Genomic DNA, 20,566 nt, shown 5'->3' on the forward strand with positions numbered 1-20,566 from the left:
GATGTGATGACGCAGGTCGATGCAGGCACCGCGCGCATGGTGCAGCTCATGAAAGCCCTCGCACCGATCGAGGGCTACAACCTCAGCGCCCTCGAAGGCGTGCGCTTCCTGCGTTCGAATCGCCCCCTGACGCGCACCCCGGTGCTGTATGACCCCGGCATCGTGATTCTCTGCCAGGGCCGCAAACGCGGCTATCTGGGAGAGGACACCTACGTCTATGACGCCCAGCACTATCTGGTGGTCTCGGTGCCGATCCCCTTCACCATGGAGACCGATGCCACTGAGACCGAGCCGATGCTCGCGATCTACATGCACCTCGATTTCCAGTTGGCCAGCGAGTTGATGCTGCAAGTGGATGACGTGCATGGCCCAAGCGATGCCCCGCCCAAAGGTATGTATGCCTCGCCGATGGACGCTTCACTGCGGGCAACCACCCTGCGTTTTCTGGAAGCGATGAGCGTTGCCGGCGAAGCGCAAATCCTCGGGCCGGCACTGTTGCGGGAAATCTATTACCGCATCCTGACCGGCGAGCAAGGTGGCTCCATGCGCGCCGCGCTCAACCGGCAGGGACATTTCGGCAAAGTGAGTCGTGCGATCCGCAAGATCCATAGTTGTTATCAGCAGCGACTCGACGTCGAGCAACTGGCCCATGAAGCGAGCATGAGCGTGCCGAACTTCCACCTGCACTTTCGCAGCGTGACCGACACCTCACCCATGCAGTATTTGAAGTCGACGCGTTTGCATCAGGCGCGCCTGTTGATGTTGCGCCAGGCCATGAGTGCCTCGGCAGCCGCCTTCAACGTTGGCTATGAAAGTGCTTCGCAATTCAGTCGCGAGTTCAAACGCTTCTTCGGCAGGACGCCACAGGCAGAGATCGAGTGGATGAAGGCAACGTATGCACTGCCATTGCCAACCACACCGTCGGAGTATGTTTCGTCGCATTGACGGTCACGCCACAAACGAAAACCTGCTTTTCAGGGCAGGCTTTTTTCGTTGTGTGTAGCGGTGAGCGCTGAAGGTGCACTAGTCGTAAAACGCCTCAACCAACACCCGACTGCCGACAAAAAAACTGTCCGCCACCAAGCGCAACGGCTGCACATCCAGGTCACTGGCCTTGTCGCCAATCAACTGCTGAAAATGCCGATACACCGCTGCGTACTCACCCTCCTCCGACACCGCTTGGCGCACACCGTCAATGCTCAACAGCGCGCCGCCGTTATCCAGGCGCAACACGCCTTCAGCGCAACGCACCTCAATGCTCCACAGCTCATCATGCCCATGGTCAAAATCAAACTCTGCGCGCACATCGAGGCAGCGCGGGTCGGACATTTTGATCGACGCGGCAATTGGCGACTGGCAGTTGCTTGGCACGCGCAGTTCAGCCGATTCGACAAACAACGGCAGCGCCAGCAAATGAGTGACGATCGACAAGGCATTGATGCCCGGATCGAATACGCCGAGGCCGCCGGGTTGCCAGATCCAGGCCTGACCAGGGTGCCATTTGCGCACGTCTTCTTTCCAGTCGATCTGCACGCTTTGCAGGGTGCGCGAGGCGAGCCAGTCGCGGGCGGCTTCGACGCCGGGCGCGTAGCGTGAGTGCCAGGCAAACAAGGCGCTGACGCCCTGCCCGGCAGCCTGATCGACCAGCGCCAGCGCCTCGCCCAAGGTGGCACACGGCGGTTTTTCCACCAGCACGTGTTTGCCGGCGGCCAGTGCTTGCTGCACCAGCGCAAAACGACCTTGCGGCGGCGTGCAGAAGGCAATCGCATCCACCGGCGGACCGTTTTCGAGCAACTCGCTCAAGGACTGGAAGTTCTCCACGCCCGCGCAGGGTTTGCCTTGAGTGGCGACGGAGACCAAGTGGAAAGCGGGATTGGCGTTGATCGCCGGGACGTGTTGATCCTGGGCGATCTTGCCGTAGCCCACCAGACCGAGACGGATTGGTTGCATCAATGACTCCTGTTTTGATTTTGTTGTCGTCAGTGAACCGGGAGATTACCTGCAAACGCCACGAGCGTCTGTCCGCGCAATGTCACAACGACGCACAGGATCAGGCAAGGATTGCACAGGAATGCACTACTGCCCGCAGCGCTGAACAAGCAACAATGCCTTACGACAAACCGATTGAGGATGTTCCCATGCTTGTTCAAGCCTACGGTGCCCACGCTGGCGACAAACCCCTTGAGCCGATGCAGATCAACCGCCGCGCGCCGGCCGCCCATGATGTGCAGATCGACATCGCGTTCTGTGGCATCTGCCATTCCGACCTGCACCAGGTACGGGCGGAATGGGCCGGTACGCAGTTCCCGTGCGTACCGGGGCACGAAATTGTCGGTCGTGTTTCGGCCGTCGGCGCGCACGTCGCGGATTTCAAGGTTGGTGATCTGGTCGGCGTCGGTTGCATCGTCGACAGCTGCAAACATTGCGATGACTGCGAAAGCGGGCTGGAAAACTACTGCGACGGCATGATCGGCACCTACAACTTCCCGACCCCGGATGCACCGGGCTGGACGCTGGGCGGCTACTCGCAAAACATCGTCGTGCATGAACGCTACGTGCTGCGCATCCGTCATCCCGAAGCGCAACTGGCCGCCGTCGCACCGCTGCTGTGTGCCGGCATCACCACCTACTCGCCGTTGCGCCACTGGAACGCTGGCCCGGGCAAAAAAGTCGGTGTGGTCGGCATCGGCGGCCTCGGCCACATGGGCATCAAACTGGCCCACGCCTTGGGCGCCCACGTTGTGGCGTTCACCACCTCCGAATCCAAACGCGAAGCGGCCAAAGCCTTGGGTGCCGATGAAGTAGTGGTATCGCGCAATGCCGAAGAAATGGCCGCCCACGCCAAGAGTTTCGACTTGATCCTCAACACCGTCGCCGCGCCGCACGATCTCGATGCATTCCTCGTGCTGCTCAAGCGTGACGGGGCCTTGACGCTGGTGGGTGCGCCGGCCACCTCGCACCCTTCGCCGAACGTGTTCAATCTGATCATGAAGCGCCGCACGATTGCCGGCTCGATGATCGGCGGCATTCCGGAAACCCAGGAGATGCTGGATTTCTGCGCCGAGCACGGCATCGTTTCCGACATCGAACTGATCCGCGCCGACCAGATCAACGACGCCTACGAGCGCATGCTCAAGGGTGATGTGAAGTATCGTTTCGTGATCGATAACGCAACGTTGGCCGGCTAAGCCTCAGCGCCCATTGGCCATTAAGTGCGGCCAATGGGCCATTGAATTCCGTCGCCGGGATTTGACAGGCCCGACGTTGCTCGCCAGAGTCGCACCCCTTTGCCTGCCATCAAGGGGTTGCCGTTGAACGAACAGACATTGTCCATGCGCCTTGAACGCGTGGCCGCCCACGTGCCGGCCGGTGCGCGACTGGCCGATATCGGCTCGGATCACGGCTATCTGCCGGTGGCGCTGATGCGTCGTGGCTCGATCACTGCGGCAGTGGCTGGCGAGGTTGCGGCGACGCCGTTCCACGCGGCCGAACGCACCGTGCGCGAGAACGATCTGCAACAGCACATCAGCGTGCGCCTGGCTGATGGTTTGGCGGCGATCAAAGCCTGCGATGGCATCACCGCCGTCAGCGTCTGCGGCATGGGCGGCGAAACCATCCGCGACATCCTCGACAGCGGCAAGGCTCACCTCAGCGGCCAGGAACGTCTGATCCTGCAGCCCAACGGCGGTGAACAACCCCTGCGCCAGTGGCTGATGGAAAACGGCTACCGCATCCTCAGCGAAGAAGTGCTGCGGGAAAACCGCTTCGACTACGAAATCATCGTCGCCGAACGCGCCGAACCGGTGAGCTATTCCGACCAGGAACTGTACTTCGGCCCCTTGCACCTGCAGACCCGCAGCCCCGCATTCCTGACCAAGTGGCAGCACAAACTCCGCCACAAGCAAAAGACCCTGAGCCATCTCGCTCGCGTGCAGCACAATCTGCCTGAGCAAAAGCTGCAGGACATCACCCGACAAGCACGCTGGATCAACGAACTGCTGGCCTGAGCGCCAGCGTTTCGCGCCAGGATCACCTGAGTCCTCACGCCCTCATTTGATACACCACATCACAAATGATGTACCTCAAGCCCCATTTATCAATTCCAGCCCTCCCCCTAAAGTCCTCTCCAACAGCCGCCCATCACTCCGACGGGCCAGCGACTGGAGATACCCCAAATGCCTTTCATCAGCGTACGTATCACCCGTGACGGCGTGACCCGGGAGCAGAAAGCCCAGGTCATCAAGGAAATCACCGAAACGATGCAGCGGGTGCTGCACAAGGATCCGAAACTCACCCACATCGTGATCGAAGAAGTCGACACCGATAACTGGGGTTATGCCGGCATTACCACCACCGAATATCGCCAGCAGTTGGCGGACTCGCAGTCATGAGCCGGGCCGTGAAAATCGATTTCGTCTCGGATGTCGTTTGCCCCTGGTGTGCGTTGGGCGCCACCGCTCTGGAGCAAGCGATCCGCAACCTGGCAGGCGAAGTCGACGTGGATTTGACCTACAAACCGTTCGAACTGAATCCGGACATGTCCGCCGAAGGTGAACACGCCATCGAGCACATGATGCGCAAATACGGACGCAGCGCCGAGCAAGTGGCGGACCGCAACGCGATGATCGTCGAGCGCGGCAAGCAGATCGGTTTTCACTTCGACCTGGAAAAACGCAGCCATTTCCACAACACCTTCGACGCCCATCGACTGCTGTTCTGGGCCGCCACCCAAGGACGTCAGCGTGAGTTGAAGCAGGCCTTGCTCAAGGCTTACTTCACTGACGGCAAGAACCCGAATGGCCACGCCACGCTGGTGACGCTGGCAGAAGCAGTCGGACTCGACGGCCCGCGTGCGCAAGCGCTGCTGGCCACCGCTGAGTTCAGCCAGCCAGTACGCGAACTCGAACGGTTTTATCAGCAACGCGGCATCGATTCGGTTCCGGCCATGGTGATCGACGACAAACAGGTCATCCCCGGTTCCCAATCCGTTGCTTATTACGAGCAAGCGCTACGTCAGGCAGCACAGGTTGCGGCTCACGCCTGACCTTCGAAATCCGTTTATTCAAACCATCCAGATTGCATGAGGAGACATCATGAGCACGTCCAAGAAAGTTGTAGTGATTACCGGCGCCTCGCAAGGCATTGGCGCAGGCCTGGTCAAGGGATTCCGTGAGCGCGGCTATCAGGTTGTCGCGACATCCCGCTCGATCAAACCGTCCACTGACCCGGACATTCTCGCCGTCGCCGGTGACATCGCCGACCCGCAGACCGCCGAGCGCGTGATCCGCGAAGCCGTTGCACGTTTCGGACGTATCGACACGTTGGTCAACAACGCCGGGATCTTCGTCGCCAAGCCTTTCACTGAATACAGCCAGGAAGACTACGCACAAGTGGTGGCGACCAACATGAGCGGCTTCTTCCATATCTCGCAACTGGCGATTGCCGAAATGGAGAAAAACGCCAGCGGCCATATTGTCAGCGTCACCACCAGCTTGGTCGACCACGCGATTGACGGCGTGCCATCGGTGCTCGCTTCGCTGACCAAGGGTGGCATCAACGCGGCGACCAAGTCTCTGGCCATCGAGTACGCCAAGCGCGGCATTCGGGTAAACGCGGTATCGCCCGGCATCATCAAAACGCCGATGCACGGCGAAGAAACTCACGCCGCCCTCGGCAGCCTGCACCCGGTCGGGCATATGGGCGAGATCGATGACATCGTGCAGGCGATCCTGTACCTGGACGGCGCGAACTTCGTCACTGGCGAAATCCTCCATGTCGACGGTGGTCAAAGCGCTGGCCATTGACTCCTCCCTGCTGCATCGTCGGTGTGTACCGGCGGTGCCGCTTCATGAGATAAGCCTGAAGATGAACCGTCAGTTGATCCTCAGGCTTATCCCATGAAGCGCCACTTTGAAGACTTGCAGTTAGGCAGCATCGAACTCTTTTGCCTCGCCGCTGAAGCCGGCAGTTTCACCGCTGCCGCCCAGCTTGCAGGCGTTACGCCGGCCGCTGTGAGCCGGTCGATTCTGCGTCTGGAAAAGCGCTTGGGTTCACGCTTGTTTGCCCGCACTACCCGCAGCATTCGCTTGACCGAGGCCGGTAGAAACTTTTTCCTGCAGTGCAGCCAGGCCCTGACTCAACTGGTCGAAGCGCAACAAGAAGTCATGGGCGCACAGACCTCACCGTCCGGTCAGTTGCGCATCAGCCTTCCCACCACTTACGGCCATCACCGCATCCTGCCGCTGCTGCCGAAATTCCGTGCGCTCTATCCCGACGTCACCGTCGACATCCACTTGGGCAACCGCAATATCGACTTCGTCGGCGAAGGCTACGATCTGGCGATCCGCGTCCGCGCCCAACCGGACTCGACCATGGTCGCGCGCCTGTTGGAGGATGCAAAACTGGTGGTGGTCGCGTCTCCCGACTATCTGAAAAAGGCTGGCACACCGCAGACGCTGGAAGACCTGGTGCAACATGAATGCATTCAGTTCGAACTGCCGAGCAGCGGACGGCGGATCTCCTGGCTGTTCGAGGAAAACGGCCACGACCGTGAAGTGTATTCCGACGGCGGCTACTCCTGTTCCGATGATGTGCTCGGTGGCGTGACCTTGGCCAAGCATGGCGCCGGGGTCTTTCAGACCTACAAATTCATTGTCGAAAAAGAACTGGCCGACGGCAGCCTCGTCGAGGTTCTGCAACCTTACGCCGGGCGCTCGCGACCTTACACCTTGCTCTACCCGCACGGCCGGTATGTGCCGCAACGGGTCAGGGCGTTTGTCGATTTTCTGCTGCAGTTTCGTGATGAGTGGGCCGGTTAACGCGGATTAAATCGGCGCAACAAATGACAAAAGCCTGCTTTTCAGGGCAGGCTTTTGTCCGGATCGCGCAGGCTTACTTCTGCTGAGCGGTCAGCGCCGAGTAGCTGTTCATCAGGTTGCGGTAGTTGGGGATGCGCTGCGACAGCAGATTACCCAAGCCTTCAATATCGTTGCGCCAGTCGCGGTGCAGCTCACAGGCCACCGAGAACCAGTTCATCATCTGCGCACCGGCCTGGGTCATGCGGCTCCATGCGGCTTGCTGCACGGTGGTGTTAAAGGTGCCGGAAGCGTCGGTCACCACAAACACGTCAAACCCTTCTGCCAGCGCCGACAAGGTCGGGAACGCTACGCAGACATCCGTTACCACACCGGCAATGATGATCTGCTTGCGACCGGTGGCTTTGATCGCTTTCACAAAATCTTCGTTGTCCCAGGCGTTGATCTGGCCTGGACGGGCGATGTACGGCGCGTCCGGGAACATCTCTTTCAGCTCTGGCACCAGCGGGCCGTTCGGGCCTTGTTCGAAACTGGTGGTGAGGATGGTTGGCAGTTCGAAGAACTTCGCCAGATCGGCCAGGGCCAGCACGTTGTTCTTGAACTCGTTTGGCGAGAAGTCCTGCACCAGAGAAATCAGACCGGTCTGGTGGTCGACCAGCAGCACAATGGCGTCATCTTTGTTGAGGCGGTTGTAGGTTGGAGTGGTCATGATTTGCTTCCCTTTTGAGTTTTTGAAGTTGTTGTTGCGTTCAAGTTGGGTACAGATTACTGACGCACAGGGACGGGATAAATCGGCTGAAAAGCGTTTATCCGTCAACTCAAAAAGGACAATCTCTAGCGACCACAATCGCGCCACTTCGCCCACGAGCGCGTGCTGTTGAGCAAAAAATTGCGCGCCGCGTGCATCCTGATTTCGAGCACTCGCTCACTAACGGGCATGTGCCGAAGCTGGTGCCCTCACCCTAGCCCTCTCCCTCAGGAGAGGGGACCGATTGGGGGAGATTGGCGATGAACGCCGACGTGCAATAGCGCCGGTGGATCCAATACCGCCAAGCATTGCCGATGCCCGCGTAATCGACGCGACCTTTCAGGTCGATGCATAACGCAAGACACCTCGGTCGGCTCCCTCTCCCTCCGGGAGAGGGCTGGGGTGAGGGGCTGTGGTTGCAGCGTCGAGCTCGGCTTACAAGGTGTAGGAAATCCCCACCTGCACGGTTCTTGGTGCACCTGGATAGGCGTAGACGTTACCGAACGCGCCCTCTTCATAATCGCGGTCAAACAGGTTTTTCAGGTCAAGGTTGAGCCGCACTTTCTCGTTGACCTTGTAGAAGCCGAGCAGGTCGACAACGGTGTAACTGTCCATCGAGAATGCGGTATTGGCGGTTTGCCCGGCACGCTGGTCGACGTACTTGAGTCCGGTGCCCAGGCCCAGGCCTTTTAGCGCACCGTCCTGAAACTCGTAGACGTTGAGCAGACTGAAGCTATTCTGCGGAATGTTCATCAGGCGCGTGCCAGAGCGGATCACGTTGTCCTTGGTCACCTCGGCATCGACGTAGGCGTAGCCGCCGATCACCCGCCATTCGGGTGTCAGGTTGCCGGCGACGTTCAGGTCAAAACCACGGCTGCGCACTTCCCCGGCGGCGACGCTGAAGGTCGAGTCCACCGGGTCGGTGGTCAGCACATTGCGTTTTTCGATCTGATAGATCGCCGCATCCACGCTCAACTGATGGTCCAGCGCTTCCCACTTGATGCCCATTTCGTAGGACTTGCCCTTCTCCGGTGCGAAGCCTCCGCCCGTACGACTCGCGCCGGTATTGGGCTTGAACGAGCGCGCGGTGTCGGCATAGATCGCCAGGGTCTCGGTCAGGTCGTAGGTCACGCCGAGGCGTGGAGTCACCGCGTTGTCACTGGCCTGCCAGTTTTTGCCGCCCGGCACATAGGTTTCATAGTCGTGCTCGAAACGCTCGAAACGTGCGCCGGCCAAGACCTTCAGACGCTCGGTCAACGCGACCTGATCCTGCACAAACGCGGCGTAAGTCTTGAGATTTTCCTTGTCATGGGTCGGCGTGCGCGTCAGTGCCGGACGCGGCTGGCCGTAGACCGGATCGAAGATGTCGATCGGGTAGGCGCCGACCGCTCCGCTGGAGCGCTGAATGATCGACTTGTAGTCATAATCTTCATACTCAATGCCGGTCAACAAGGTGTGCTGCAAACCACCAGTGCTGAAATGCCCGGTCAGATTGAGCTGGGTGTCCTTGTCGGTCCACTCCAGTTTGCGGTAGTTGAAGTTGCGCCCCAGGGTTCGACCGTCAGCGGCAATGCCGTTGGCCTCGATCGCATTGCCCTCAAGCGAGCCGTCGAGCCACTGGAAACCACCGCCCAGGGTCCAGTCATCGTTGAGCAGATGTTCGAAGCGCAGTTGCGCCATGTTGTTGTCGTTGTGCAATTTGCCGGCGTCTTTTTCGCCGAAAAACGTGTCACGCGAGGCGGTGCCGATCTGCTTGGGGTAACGCGTCACGCCGCGATCCAGCGGATGATTGTTGCGCATGAAATCGCCTTCGAAGATCACCCGGGTGGCATCGCTGGCCTGCCAGGTCAGCACTGGCGTGATGCCGTAGCGCTCAGTCTCGACGTGATCGCGGAAGGTATCGCCGCCCTCACCTACCACGTTCAGTCGATAGGCCAGACGCCCGTCTTCATCCAGCGGGCCGGAGGCGTCCAGGGTGCCGCGCTTCATGCCTTGATCATTCAACTGACTGCCCAACGTGACCGTGCGCTCGGCCAACGGTTGTTTGGACACGACATTGAAGGTGCCGCCGGGATCGCCACGGCCGTAGAGCATGGTTGCCGGCCCGCGCAGCACTTCCAGACGCTCGATGGTGTTGGCGTCGGGCATGTTCGGGTAGCCACGATTGATCGGGAAACCGTTGCGATAGAACTCGCCGGTAGTAAAGCCACGCACAGTGAACGTCGTCAGACCCTGCCCGCCGAAATTGTTCGCCCGGCCCACACCACCGGCATAGTCCAGCGCATCTTGCAGACGCGTGGCGCCGAGGTCTTCGACAGCATCCTTGGTGACCACGCTGATCGATTGCGGGGTTTCATGAATCGAGGTGTCGGTACGGGTAGCACTGGCGGAACGTGTGGCGCGGTAACCCTGCACCGGGCCGTCGGCCCGTTCGTAATCCGCTGTACCAACCACATCGGTGGCCTCCAGCTCTAGCGCTGCGGGTGTTGATTCGGCCTGTTCGGCCCATGAGGAAGGGGACAACGCCTGCAGCACGCAAATTGAAAGCAGAGTACGACGCATGAAATGAAAACCTTACGAATAGGCCAGAACGAAGGGTAAAACCGCCAGCAAAACGCGGCGATGGTATACCAAGCGTTCCGTTATTGAAACTTATTCCCATTCGTATATTTAACCGATCGAGTGCCGACAGGTAGGTCACCCATTGCGTCGCACAAAAACCTTGGTCAAACGTGTAATAGTTGTTTCGTCATCGCCATCGAGGTCTCCAGCGACTGCCCGGTACGCTGCAACTTGTTCAGCAAACTCGCGCCCAACCACAGCTGATACAAGGTTTCCGCCAGATGCCGGGCATCGCCTTTGGGCAGGCTGTCTTCGGCCTGACCCTGTTCGATGCATAGCGCAATGCGCGCCACCACTTGCTCGGCGCCATCGCGCAAGGTGAGGCGCATCGACTCCGACAGGTCGGCGACTTCGGCACTGAGCTTTACCACCAGACATTCATCGCCGTGGCCTTCGAGGGTGCAGCGGTTCTGCCAGCCCTGCCAGTAATCCATCAGCCGCTCGTACGCGCTCAGCCCTGGCAGCGTCAGGCGCCGCTCCATGTCGGCGAGGTAATCGACGAAGTAATCCGCCAGCAATGCTTGGCCGTACAGTTCTTTGGATTTGAAGTAGTGATAGAACGAACCCTTGGGCACACCGGCGGTTTGCAGGATCTCGTTGAGGCCGACACTGGTGAAGCCCTTTTCGGCCATCATCCGGTGGCCGGTGTCGAGCAAGTGTTGGCGGGTGTCGTCGTAGGTCGGTTTCATGGGGCGCGAATTACCAGGCAATAGACCAGTCGTATTTTCGGAGGAACGGAAGTTTGCCATACCTGTCGATGAAAAACCTTCGGATAAAAAATTACTAGACGACTGGTCTAATTGGAATCTATGCTGCGCCCCGACAAACGTTTTCTGACCGGTGTGGCCGATGCGCGAATGTTTCGCCCAATCGAAGACGCCCAACCTACGCAAGGTGCTCTATGAAAATCCTGATGGTTCTGACTTCCCACGATCAACTCGGCGACACCGGCAAGAAAACCGGCTTCTGGCTGGAAGAGTTCGCCGCGCCCTACTACGCGTTCAAGGACGCCGGCGCCGACGTCACCCTGGTTTCGCCAGCCGGTGGCCAGCCGCCGCTCGACCCGAAAAGCGATGAGCCTGATGCTCAAACCGCCGAGACCGATCGCTTCCGCCAGGATCCGGCCGCACAACAGGCACTGGCCAACACCGGCCGCTTGGCCGACGTCAACGCTGATGACTTTGATGCCGTGTTTTACCCGGGTGGCCATGGCCCGCTGTGGGATCTGGCCGAAGACAAGCAGTCGATCGCGTTGATCGAAGCGTTTGACCGCGCCAACAAACCCCACGGTTTCGTCTGCCATGCACCGGGTGTATTGCGTCATGTCCTTGCCGCTGACGGCAAACCGCTGGTGCAGCATCGCCAGGTCACCGGTTTCACCAACGCCGAAGAAGAAGCAGTCGGCCTGACAAAAGTGGTGCCGTTCCTGATCGAGGACGAATTCCAGCGTCTCGGTGGTTATTACTCGAAAGTCGCTGACTGGCAGGTTCATGTGGTCGCCGACGGGCAACTGGTCACTGGCCAGAATCCGGCCAGTTCCGCCGCCGTCGCCGAGAAACTGCTGAAGATGCTCGGCTAAAACCTCGAACAACCCTTCCAAACGCCGGGTGCGTCTTGCCCGGCGTTATTTTTTCGCCCAGCCAATAGACGACTGGTCTAATAAGTCACAAACAAGGTCATCCATGAACCACAGCAGTTTCTTCACCCCCGCCAAACTGGGTCATCACACCCTGAAAAACCGTATCGTCCTGCCGCCCCTCACCCGCCAGCGCAGCACGCAACCGGGCAATATCGCCAACGAGCTGATGGCCGAGTATTACCAACAGCGCGCCGGCGCCGGTCTGCTGGTCACCGAAGGCACACAAATCGAACCTCGTGGCCAGGGTTATGCGTGGACGCCGGGCATTCATACGCCTGAGCAAATCGCCGGTTGGCGCAAAGTCACCGACGCCGTGCATGCCGTGGACGGGGTGATTTTCGCCCAGTTGTGGCACGTTGGCCGTGTCTCGCACACCGCGTTGCAGCCCAACGGCGCAGCTCCGGTTTCAGCCTCCGCCGTGGCCACCGACCGCGTCAGCGTGTTTATCGAAACCGCGCCCGGCGCCGGTGAACTGGTTCCACCGTCGGCACCTCGCGCACTGAGCACTGATGAAGTTCAGGAGCTGGTTCAGCTGTATATCCAGGCTGCGCGCAACGCGATGGATGCCGGTTTCGACGGCATCGAACTGCATTGCGCCAACGGCTATCTGGTCAACCAGTTCATCTCGGCCCACAGCAACCTGCGCACCGATCAGTACGGCGGCTCGCTGGACAATCGCCTGCGTTTTCTGCGCGAAGTGGTGGCCGGTGTTGCCGAATGCATCGGCAAGGAAAAAGTCGGCGTGCGCTTCGCCCCGCTGTTCACCACCACTGATGAAGCGCGGACCTATTTGGGCATGGTCGAGGAAGACCCACACACGACTTACATCGAAGCGATCAAAGTGCTGCAGGACGTGGGCATCGCCTATCTGTCGATCGCCGAAGCCGATTGGGACAACGCCCCGGCGATGCCATTGACGTTTCGTCAGGCAGTACGCGCAACCTTCAGCGGCGCGATCATTTACGCCGGGCGCTACACCGCCGAATCCGGGGCGCAACTGCTCGACTCCGGGCTGGCGGATCTGATCGCTTTCGGCCGCCCGTTCATGGCCAACCCCGACCTGCCGGCGCGCATTGCCAATGACTGGCCGTTGAACGCGCTGAACCCGGCGACGGTGTATGGCGGCACCGCCGAGGGCTATGTGGATTACCCCGTTTATCCCGGCTAACCCTTTCCACGCGGCGTCAAGCGCTCCCGCAACAGCGGGAACGTTGATCCGAGTCGCAGTGCAAGCCCTTGTGGGAGCGAGCCTGCTCGCGAAAGCGGCATGTCAGTCAGCCAAAATGTTGAATATGACGACGCCTTCGCGAGCAGGCTCGCTCCCACAGGGGAGATCTGAATATCACGCAATTCACCGCACAAAAACCTATACACAAACTACAATCTGTACAACTATCTGGATTTAGCACTTAAACGTCCACGCGGCAGCCTGCTGCCCTTACGCTGAATTCGTGAAATGAACAAAACCCGTCGGTTGTGCCTGGTGCTGGGTGACCAGTTATCGTTTGATCTGGCGTCATTGGCCGGACTGGATAGCGAACACGACCGTGTGCTGATGGTCGAGGTCATGGAAGAAGCCACCCATGTCGCCCATCACCCGCAGAAGATCGCGCTGATTTTCAGTGCCATGCGTCACTTTGCTCAGGCGCTGGAGAACCAGGGCATCCACGTGCATTACGTGGCCCTCGACGACCCGCAGAACAGCGGCTCGGTGCCCGGCGAGCTGAAGCGCTGGCAGGCTTTGTTGCAGGCCAGCGAGTTGCACGTGACGGAGTGCGGAGACTGGCGCCTGGAGCAATCGCTAAAAGCATGTGGTGTGCCGATCCACTGGCACGCGGACGGCCGCTTCCTGTGCAGCCGCGATGAGTTTCGCGCTTGGGCCGCAGGCAAAAAACAGTTGCGCATGGAATTCTTCTACCGCGAGATGCGCCGCAAAAGTCGCCTGTTGCTCAACGGTGACGGCACGCCGGTCGGCGGCGCGTGGAACTTTGACGCCGAGAATCGCAAAGCTTTGCCGAAAACCGTCAAGGCACCCTACCCGGCCGGTTTTGCCAACGATGCAATCACCGTCGAAGTCCTCGCCTTGGTAAAACACCGTTTCGCCAGTCATTACGGCAGTCTGGAGGACTTCAACTATCCGGTGACGCACGCCGATGCGCAGGCGCTCTGGGCGTACTTTCTCGACTACGCCTTGGCCGGCTTCGGCGACTATCAGGACGCCATGGCCAGCGACGAGCCGTTTCTGTTCCATGCGCGCATCAGCGCGGCGCTGAACATTGGCTTGCTCGACCTGCGCCAGCTCTGCGCTGATGTGGAGTCGGCCTATTGGTCCGGCAGCATTGCGCTGAATGCTGCCGAAGGTTTCATCCGCCAACTGATCGGCTGGCGCGAATATGTCCGAGGCGTTTACTGGCTGCACATGCCCGAGTACGCCGAAGGCAATGCATTTGCCAACCAGCGGCCATTGCCGGAGTTCTACTGGACCGCTGCAACCAAAATGAATTGCATGCGCCAGGCCATCGGCCAAAGTCTCAAACACGCCTACGCCCATCACATCCAGCGCCTGATGGTCACCGGTAATTTCGCCCTGCTCGCCGGCATCGCGCCGAAGCAGATCTGTGAATGGTATCTGGCGATCTACATGGACGCGTTCGATTGGGTCGAACTGCCCAACACCCTCGGCATGGTCATGCACGCCGATGGCGGTTACCTCGGTTCCAAGCCTTATTGCGCCAGCGGCCAGTACATCAACCGGATGTCCGACTACTGTCGCGATTGTGCTTACTCGGTGCGCGAAACCACGGCCGACAACGCCTGCCCGTTCAACGCCCTGTACTGGCATTTCCTGATGCGCCACGCCGACCTTCTACGGGGCAATCAGCGCATGGCGATGATGTACAAAAACCTCGACCGCATGCCGCCAGCCAAACAACAGGCACTGTGGCAACGCGGCCAACAGTTGCTCGACACGCTGGATAACGGCGACGCGTTATGAAAACGCACGCGCCCGTGCCCCGCGTGCAACTTAAACAGGGCGCCCCGGGTCAATGGCTCACAAAGCTTACGAAGCAACCTGGGTGTTCGCTTGAAACACGCCTATTGAACGCAGACCAATAATCAAGGCATGAGGGGTGGATATCCTGAAACAGCTTACTCGCGAGGAGCTTGAGTCCGAGGTCACGCGCCTGCGCCTGGCCGTCAAAGCGACCTGCGACGCCGTCTGGGACTGGAATCTGACAACCCATCAGATTGTCTGGAACGACGCGTTGGAACAGGCGTACGGCTATGCCCCCAGCGCCATCGAACCGACGTGTGACTGGCGCTTTGCGCAGATCCACCAGCAGGATCGCGCGCGGGTCGAGACTTCGATTCGGGCGGCGATGGCGGGCACAGGCACCACCTGGAGTGCCGAGTACCGCTTCCGCTGTCAGGACGGATCCTACGCCGAGGTGCTCGACCGCGGGCATCTGATCCGCAATGCCGATGGCAAAGCCGAACGCATGATCGGGGCCATGCTCGACCTGACCCGTTCGCGAAGTGCCGAAACCGCACTGCGCAAAAGTGAAGAGCGCTTCAGCACCATTCTGGAAACCATCGAAGCCGCGTTCGCCATCGTCAAAGTCAAATTCGACGCCGACGACTACCCCATCGATTATTGCTTCGTTGAGGCCAACCCGGCGTTCGAGCGTCAGGCCGGGGTCAACCTGCGGGGCAAGTGGGTCACCGAGTTTGCGCCCAACCTGGAGAAATTCTGGTTCGAGACCTACGGCCACGTCGCCAAGACCGGCGAGCCGGCCAACTTCGAGAACTACGCCAACACCTTCGAACGCTGGTTCGACGTACGCGCCGTCCGTGTCGGTGACCCGGCCGATCGGCAGATTGCGATCTTCTTCAGCGACGTCACCGAGCGCCGCGACGCGCAGGAACGCTTGCGCGTCAGCGAGGCGATCGCTCGGGAAAACGTCGAACGGGTCCAACTGGCCTTGGCCGCCGGCGCCATTATCGGCACTTGGCACTGGCACTTGCCCACCGATCGTTTCTACGTCGACGAAGCTTTCGCCCGGGTCTTCAACCTTGACCCGGCACTTGGCCGCGACGGTCTGAGCCTGGAGCAAGTGGTAGTCACCGTGCACCCCGATGACCGCGAGGGGCTGACAGTGGCAATCAATGACGCCCTTGCCCGCGGTGGCGCCTATTCGCACCAGTACCGAGTGCGCGGTGCGGATGGCAAATACACCTGGATCGAAGCCAACGGACGCGTCGAATGCGCCGAGGACGGCACGCCTTTACGCTTTCCCGGCGTGCTGATCGATGTCGAAGACCGGCGCAATGTCGAAGACGAACGTGACCGGGTCACCGCCGCTTTAAAAGCGCTCAACGACACACTGGAACAACGGGTCTCGGCGCGCACCGCAGAACTGATGCAGGCCGAAGAGAAGCTACGGCAATCGCAGAAAATGGAAGCCGTCGGGCAACTCACTGGCGGTCTGGCCCATGACTTCAACAACCTGCTGGCGGGGATCTGTGCCTCTCTGGAGCTGATGGAAAAACGCATCGCACAAGGTCGTCTGAAGGACATCGACAAATACATGCTGATCGCCCAGGACGCCGCCAAACGCGCGACCGCCCTGACCCATCGCCTGCTGGCGTTCTCCCGCCGGCAGACCCTCGATCCTCGGCCGACTGAAGTCAACGCGCTGATTGCCGGCATGACCGAACTGATCCAGCGCACCGTCGGCCCGAGCATTCGCCTGAAGACGGTCGTTGCCGCCGATCTGTGGCCGGCGCTGGTCGATGCCAGCCAACTGGAAAACGCTTTGCTCAACCTGTGCATCAACGCCCGTGATGCGATGCCCGATGGCGGCAGCATTACCGTTGAAACCGCCAATCGAACCTTCGATGCTGAATCGGCGCGCATCAGGGAGATGCCCGAAGGGCAATACCTGTGCCTGTCGGTTGCCGACACCGGTACCGGTATGAGTGCGGAGGTCATGGCCAAAGCCTTCGACCCGTTTTTCACCACCAAACCGCTGGGCCAGGGCACCGGGCTGGGGCTGTCGATGATCTACGGTTTCACCAAGCAATCCGGTGGCCAGGTGCGGGTGCAGTCGACCGTGGGGCAAGGCACCATCATCTGCATTTACCTGCCGCGCTACCGCGGCGAAACGCAGCGCAATCACGATGACACGCAAAACTCGGCAACCCTGCCGGCAAAGGCCGGTGAGACCATCCTGATTGTCGACGACGAACCCACCGTTCGAACGCTGCTCAAAGACGTGCTGAACGACCTCGGCTACAACCTGCTCGAAGCGGCCGACAGCGTTGAGGGACTGGAAGTATTGCGCTCCAGCGCGCACATCGATTTGCTCATCACCGATGTCGGCTTGCCGGGCGGCATGAACGGCCGGCAGATGGCCGATGCGGGCCGGGAAATCAGGCCGAGGCTGAAGACTTTGTTCATCACCGGGTACGCGGAAAACTCAGTGATCGGCAACGGTCAGCTCGGCCCGGGCATGCAGGTACTGACCAAACCGTTTGCCGTCGACACGCTGGTGTCAAGGGTCGGTGGCCTGCTGTCCATCGACGTTGAGTGAGGGTTGCGCAGCGGATGTCATGAACCTGTTGCGCCCTGCCGTTTTCGCTTGATACAGCGCTTGGTCGGCGCACTCGATCAGAGCGCTCACCGGCTCCAGGTGCGCACCGCGCGCAGCGGCGATGCCGATGCTCAGGCTCACACGAGCCACCGGACTGGTGGGGTGGGCAATGTTGGCTTGCTGCAGGCGCTCGATAATCAGCTGCGCCACCACCGCAGCGCCGCCCATATCGGTGTCGGGCATGATCACGGCGAACTCTTCGCCGCCGTAGCGCGCCACCAGGTCCGACGGTCGCCGCACACACTCATCCAGCACGCTACCGACGGTTTGCAGACAAGCGTCGCCGGCAACATGCCCGAAGGCATCATTGAAGCGCTTGAAATAGTCGATATCGATCATCAGCAAGGCCAGTGACGAACCGTCGCGCTTTGCCCGACGCGCCTCTGTGGCCAGGGTCTGGTCGAAGCAGCGCCGATTCGCCAGCCCGGTCAGCGCATCCTTCATGGCCAACAACTCGAGTTGCCGATTGGAGCCGAGCAACTGCTGCTGAGCGATGCGCAGTTCGCCTTCAACCTGGGTCCGACGGCGGATGTCGAGGATCAAGAACCAGCCGATCAGACCGGTGAGCCCCAACAGCCCCGCCACCACCACCGCCGACAGCAGTGCCTCGGTTCGCCACGCCTTGAGCGCTTCACGCTTGCCGATGGCGACCGTGGTGATCAGTGGCAATTTCTCACTTTTGCGGAAGGCGTAGAGGCGTTCGACGCCATCCAGGCTGGAGGTATAAGACGCGGTGCCGACCGATTGATCGACCAGGTACTTGGCGTAGATCGGCGATTTGGAAAAGTTGCGGCCCATGTCCTGCTCGCGGAAGGGATAGCGCACCAGCAACGTGCCGTCGGTATAGGACAAGCCGATGGCGCCGTCCTGGCCGATGTCGAGTTTGCCGAACAGGCGCAGAAAGTTTTCCACGCCCAGGGTCACGGCCACAACCCCGGCGAACTCGCCGCGATCATTATTGAAACGGCGGCTGACGGTGATCACCCACTCCTGATTGGAACGGCTGCGGATCGGTGGCCCGATAAAGGGTTCGCGGCTCGGATCGGCGCGATGATGAATGAAATAGGCTCGATCACTGCTGTTGGCACCGACCGGAATCGGCCGGTTCGACGACATCAGCCAATGGCCATGGCGGTCATAGATGGTGATACCGCTCAGTTGTGGCATCAGCGGTTGCTGGCGGTTGATCAGGGCACTCAGGCGCTGAATCTGCGCGGGGCCACTGCCTTCGGTCTCCAGGCGTTCGACCAGCCCGAGCAACAGCAGCGAACTTTGCCGGACAATGCCTTCGGAATAGGTCTCGAGTGCTTGGGTCAGGTTCAACCCGTGCACGTTGACTTCCTCCAGCGCGCGATCGCGCGAAGACAGCACTTTCCAGATGGTCAGCGACGCCAGGGAGCAGCCGATGACCAGCAGCAAGAGGATGACGAGGTGTGTATCACGCTTCACGAAAGTACCTAATGGAAAGTCCGGTTTCCGGTTCCGGCCGTTACTGATTCAAGGCAATAACAGCGGTCGTATGTCCTCGACCGGCGCAAGGATACAAGTAGCGCGTCGAACGTGCAGCAACCGTATGACGGAACGTCGTTTTCAGCCCCTTGGTGTTGTTTCGCAACGACACGGCAGCGGCCTGCAACTTATATTCACGGGCGCAGGTCATTAGGCTTGCTGAGGTTGAATCCATCCGCAGACCTCGAACATTGAAGACACCGCCGTGGCCGCTGACCTCGATCGCCGCAACAACCTGTCCCTGGACAGCCTGAACTTTTTCCTCGCCGACGTGCGCGACGGCCTCGGCCCCTATCTGGCCATCTATCTGTTGGCGGTGCATCACTGGGAGCCGGCCAGCATTGGTCTGGTGATGACCATCGCCGGGGTCGCCGCGCTGATCACCCAGACACCCGCCGGTGCCTGGGTCGACAACAGCCGGCGCAAACGTGCGTTGATTGCGATCGCCGCGCTGGTGGTGACCGGAAGCTGCCTGGTGCTGCCGTTCGTGACGTCGTTCACTTGGGTGGCGCTGACGCAAACCTTGAGCGCAATGGCCGCCTCGATATTCGCCCCGGCCATTTGTGCGATTACCCTGGGCATGACCGGGCCACGGGCGTTCACTCGGCGAACCGGGCGCAACGAAACCTTCAATCATGCCGGCAATGCCTGCGCCGCACTGCTGGCCGGTATATTTGCCTTCCTGTTCGGCCCGGTGGCGGTGTTCTATCTGATGGCGGCCATGGCTTTGGCCAGTGTCATTGCCATCGCCTGCGTTTCGCCAGCCGCCATCGACCATGATCTGGCGCGCGGACTGGATCCGGCCGACGCCAGCCACCGCCAGCCTTCCGGTTTGTCGGTGCTGCTGAGCAACCGGCCGCTGTTGCTGTTCGCCATTTGCTGTGCGCTGTTCCACCTCGCCAATGCGGCGATGTTGCCGTTGGTGAGTCAAAAACTCGCGCAAGCCAATTTGCAGATGGCCACCCCGTTGACTTCGGCCTGCATCGTCGCGGCGCAATTGGTGATGGTGCCGGCGGCATTGCTGGTCGGGGCAAAAGCCGATCTGTGGGGACGCAAGCCGCTGCTGCTGGCCGGTTTTCTGATCCTGCCCTTGCGCGGCGTGCTTTATACGCTGTCGGACGACGCCTACTGGCTGGTCGCAGTGCAACTGCTCGACGGCGTCGGCGCAGGCCTGTTCGGCGCCTTGTTTCCGATCATGGTCAAAGACCTCACCCAGGGCACCGGCCACTTCAACGTCAGCCTCGGCGCACTGACCACGGTGTTCGGGCTGGGCGCGGCGCTGAGCAACGGCCTCGCCGGACTCGTGGTGCAAGAGGCCGGTTACAACGCGGCGTTTCTGACCCTGGCCGCTATTGCGGCGGTGGCGGTTGTGTTGCTCGCGATCGGTGTTCCGGAAACTCAGCGCAGTGGCGGGCGGGCTGAGACCGGGGTGGTCGAGGCCAGCGCTGAATCCTCAGCGTAATCCATATCGCGTCCCTGCCCTCTCATCGCCGCCAAATCGTGTTTGCGCGGCATTAAAAATCCAGGACTCAGTGGATCAGGCAAGCAATCCAGAGGAATGCACTTCGGCGCCGAGGCG

Annotated in this window: 17 protein-coding genes; 12 read left to right on the forward strand and 5 right to left on the reverse strand. The window is 60.3% G+C overall.

Annotated features, from left to right (window positions below):
* The first annotated feature begins 6 nt into the window (after nt 1-6).
* Nucleotides 7-945: an AraC family transcriptional regulator gene (locus tag CLU80_RS00735; RefSeq protein WP_099756473.1), complete on the forward strand. Its 939-nt coding sequence runs from the start codon at nt 7-9 to the stop codon at nt 943-945.
* Between the two features lie 78 nt (nt 946-1,023).
* On the opposite strand, the gene CLU80_RS00740 is transcribed toward CLU80_RS00735, so the two are convergent.
* A complete protein-coding gene (locus CLU80_RS00740; RefSeq protein WP_099756474.1) occupies nt 1,024-1,950 on the reverse strand; it encodes a Gfo/Idh/MocA family protein in 927 nt (308 codons plus the stop codon).
* A gap of 188 nt (nt 1,951-2,138) precedes the next feature.
* Here CLU80_RS00740 and CLU80_RS00745 point away from each other — a divergent pair, with 188 nt between their 5' ends.
* The 6 genes from CLU80_RS00745 to CLU80_RS00770 all read left to right on the forward strand — a co-directional run bounded on the left by CLU80_RS00745 (nt 2,139) and on the right by CLU80_RS00770 (nt 6,818).
* A complete protein-coding gene (locus CLU80_RS00745; protein ID WP_093431666.1) occupies nt 2,139-3,188 on the forward strand; it encodes an NAD(P)-dependent alcohol dehydrogenase in 1,050 nt (349 codons plus the stop codon).
* Nucleotides 3,189-3,311: 123 nt separating this feature from the next.
* Nucleotides 3,312-4,007 carry a tRNA (adenine(22)-N(1))-methyltransferase gene (locus CLU80_RS00750; protein ID WP_286079813.1) on the forward strand — a complete coding sequence of 232 codons (696 nt, stop codon included), beginning with the start codon at nt 3,312-3,314 and terminating at the stop codon, nt 4,005-4,007.
* A gap of 168 nt (nt 4,008-4,175) precedes the next feature.
* Nucleotides 4,176-4,391, forward strand: a complete 216-nt coding sequence (locus CLU80_RS00755) for a tautomerase family protein (RefSeq protein WP_016987787.1) — start codon at nt 4,176-4,178, stop codon at nt 4,389-4,391.
* A complete protein-coding gene (locus tag CLU80_RS00760; RefSeq protein ID WP_099756476.1) occupies nt 4,388-5,044 on the forward strand; it encodes a DsbA family oxidoreductase in 657 nt (218 codons plus the stop codon). Before CLU80_RS00755 ends, CLU80_RS00760 begins: the two co-directional genes overlap by 4 nt.
* A 49-nt stretch (nt 5,045-5,093) precedes the next feature.
* Nucleotides 5,094-5,804, forward strand: coding sequence for an SDR family NAD(P)-dependent oxidoreductase (locus CLU80_RS00765; protein WP_099756477.1), 711 nt, complete (start codon nt 5,094-5,096; stop codon nt 5,802-5,804).
* A 93-nt stretch (nt 5,805-5,897) separates the two neighbouring features.
* Nucleotides 5,898-6,818 (forward strand): LysR family transcriptional regulator, encoded by a 921-nt coding sequence (locus tag CLU80_RS00770; RefSeq protein ID WP_099756478.1) that lies wholly within the window; start codon nt 5,898-5,900, stop codon nt 6,816-6,818.
* Nucleotides 6,819-6,891: 73 nt separating this feature from the next.
* Here the strand turns inward: CLU80_RS00770 and ycaC are convergent, their stop codons facing one another.
* From ycaC to curR, 3 genes are all read right to left on the reverse strand, one after another.
* Nucleotides 6,892-7,524, reverse strand: coding sequence for an isochorismate family cysteine hydrolase YcaC (ycaC, locus tag CLU80_RS00775; protein WP_007916011.1), 633 nt, complete (start codon nt 7,522-7,524; stop codon nt 6,892-6,894).
* Between the two features lie 474 nt (nt 7,525-7,998).
* Nucleotides 7,999-10,125: a TonB-dependent siderophore receptor gene (locus CLU80_RS00780; RefSeq protein ID WP_099756479.1), complete on the reverse strand. Its 2,127-nt coding sequence runs from the start codon at nt 10,123-10,125 to the stop codon at nt 7,999-8,001.
* Between the two features lie 164 nt (nt 10,126-10,289).
* Nucleotides 10,290-10,874, reverse strand: a complete 585-nt coding sequence (gene curR, locus CLU80_RS00785) for a TetR family transcriptional repressor CurR (RefSeq protein WP_093430772.1) — start codon at nt 10,872-10,874, stop codon at nt 10,290-10,292.
* A gap of 212 nt (nt 10,875-11,086) precedes the next feature.
* Here curR and CLU80_RS00790 point away from each other — a divergent pair, with 212 nt between their 5' ends.
* The 4 genes from CLU80_RS00790 (at nt 11,087) to CLU80_RS00810 (ending at nt 17,418) form a co-directional block, all read left to right on the forward strand.
* Nucleotides 11,087-11,764 carry a type 1 glutamine amidotransferase domain-containing protein gene (locus tag CLU80_RS00790; protein ID WP_093430769.1) on the forward strand — a complete coding sequence of 226 codons (678 nt, stop codon included), beginning with the start codon at nt 11,087-11,089 and terminating at the stop codon, nt 11,762-11,764.
* Between the two features lie 103 nt (nt 11,765-11,867).
* Nucleotides 11,868-12,992, forward strand: a complete 1,125-nt coding sequence (locus tag CLU80_RS00795) for an alkene reductase (RefSeq protein ID WP_099756480.1) — start codon at nt 11,868-11,870, stop codon at nt 12,990-12,992.
* 288 nt (nt 12,993-13,280) lie between these two features.
* Nucleotides 13,281-14,819 (forward strand): cryptochrome/photolyase family protein, encoded by a 1,539-nt coding sequence (locus CLU80_RS00805; protein WP_099756481.1) that lies wholly within the window; start codon nt 13,281-13,283, stop codon nt 14,817-14,819.
* A 136-nt stretch (nt 14,820-14,955) separates the two neighbouring features.
* Complete coding sequence (locus CLU80_RS00810) at nt 14,956-17,418, forward strand: hybrid sensor histidine kinase/response regulator (protein WP_099756482.1); 2,463 nt, start codon at nt 14,956-14,958, stop codon at nt 17,416-17,418.
* On the opposite strand, the gene CLU80_RS00815 is transcribed toward CLU80_RS00810, so the two are convergent.
* Nucleotides 17,380-18,927, reverse strand: coding sequence for a sensor domain-containing diguanylate cyclase (locus CLU80_RS00815; RefSeq protein WP_099756483.1), 1,548 nt, complete (start codon nt 18,925-18,927; stop codon nt 17,380-17,382). The two genes, CLU80_RS00810 and CLU80_RS00815, sit on opposite strands and share 39 nt — an antisense overlap.
* A 265-nt stretch (nt 18,928-19,192) precedes the next feature.
* Here CLU80_RS00815 and CLU80_RS00820 point away from each other — a divergent pair, with 265 nt between their 5' ends.
* Nucleotides 19,193-20,449 (forward strand): MFS transporter, encoded by a 1,257-nt coding sequence (locus tag CLU80_RS00820; RefSeq protein ID WP_099756484.1) that lies wholly within the window; start codon nt 19,193-19,195, stop codon nt 20,447-20,449.
* Nucleotides 20,450-20,566: the final 117 nt, after the last annotated feature.

The sequence above is a fragment of the Pseudomonas sp. 29 genome (assembly GCF_002754355.1).
Classification (GTDB): Bacteria; Pseudomonadota; Gammaproteobacteria; order Pseudomonadales; family Pseudomonadaceae; genus Aquipseudomonas; species Aquipseudomonas neuropathica.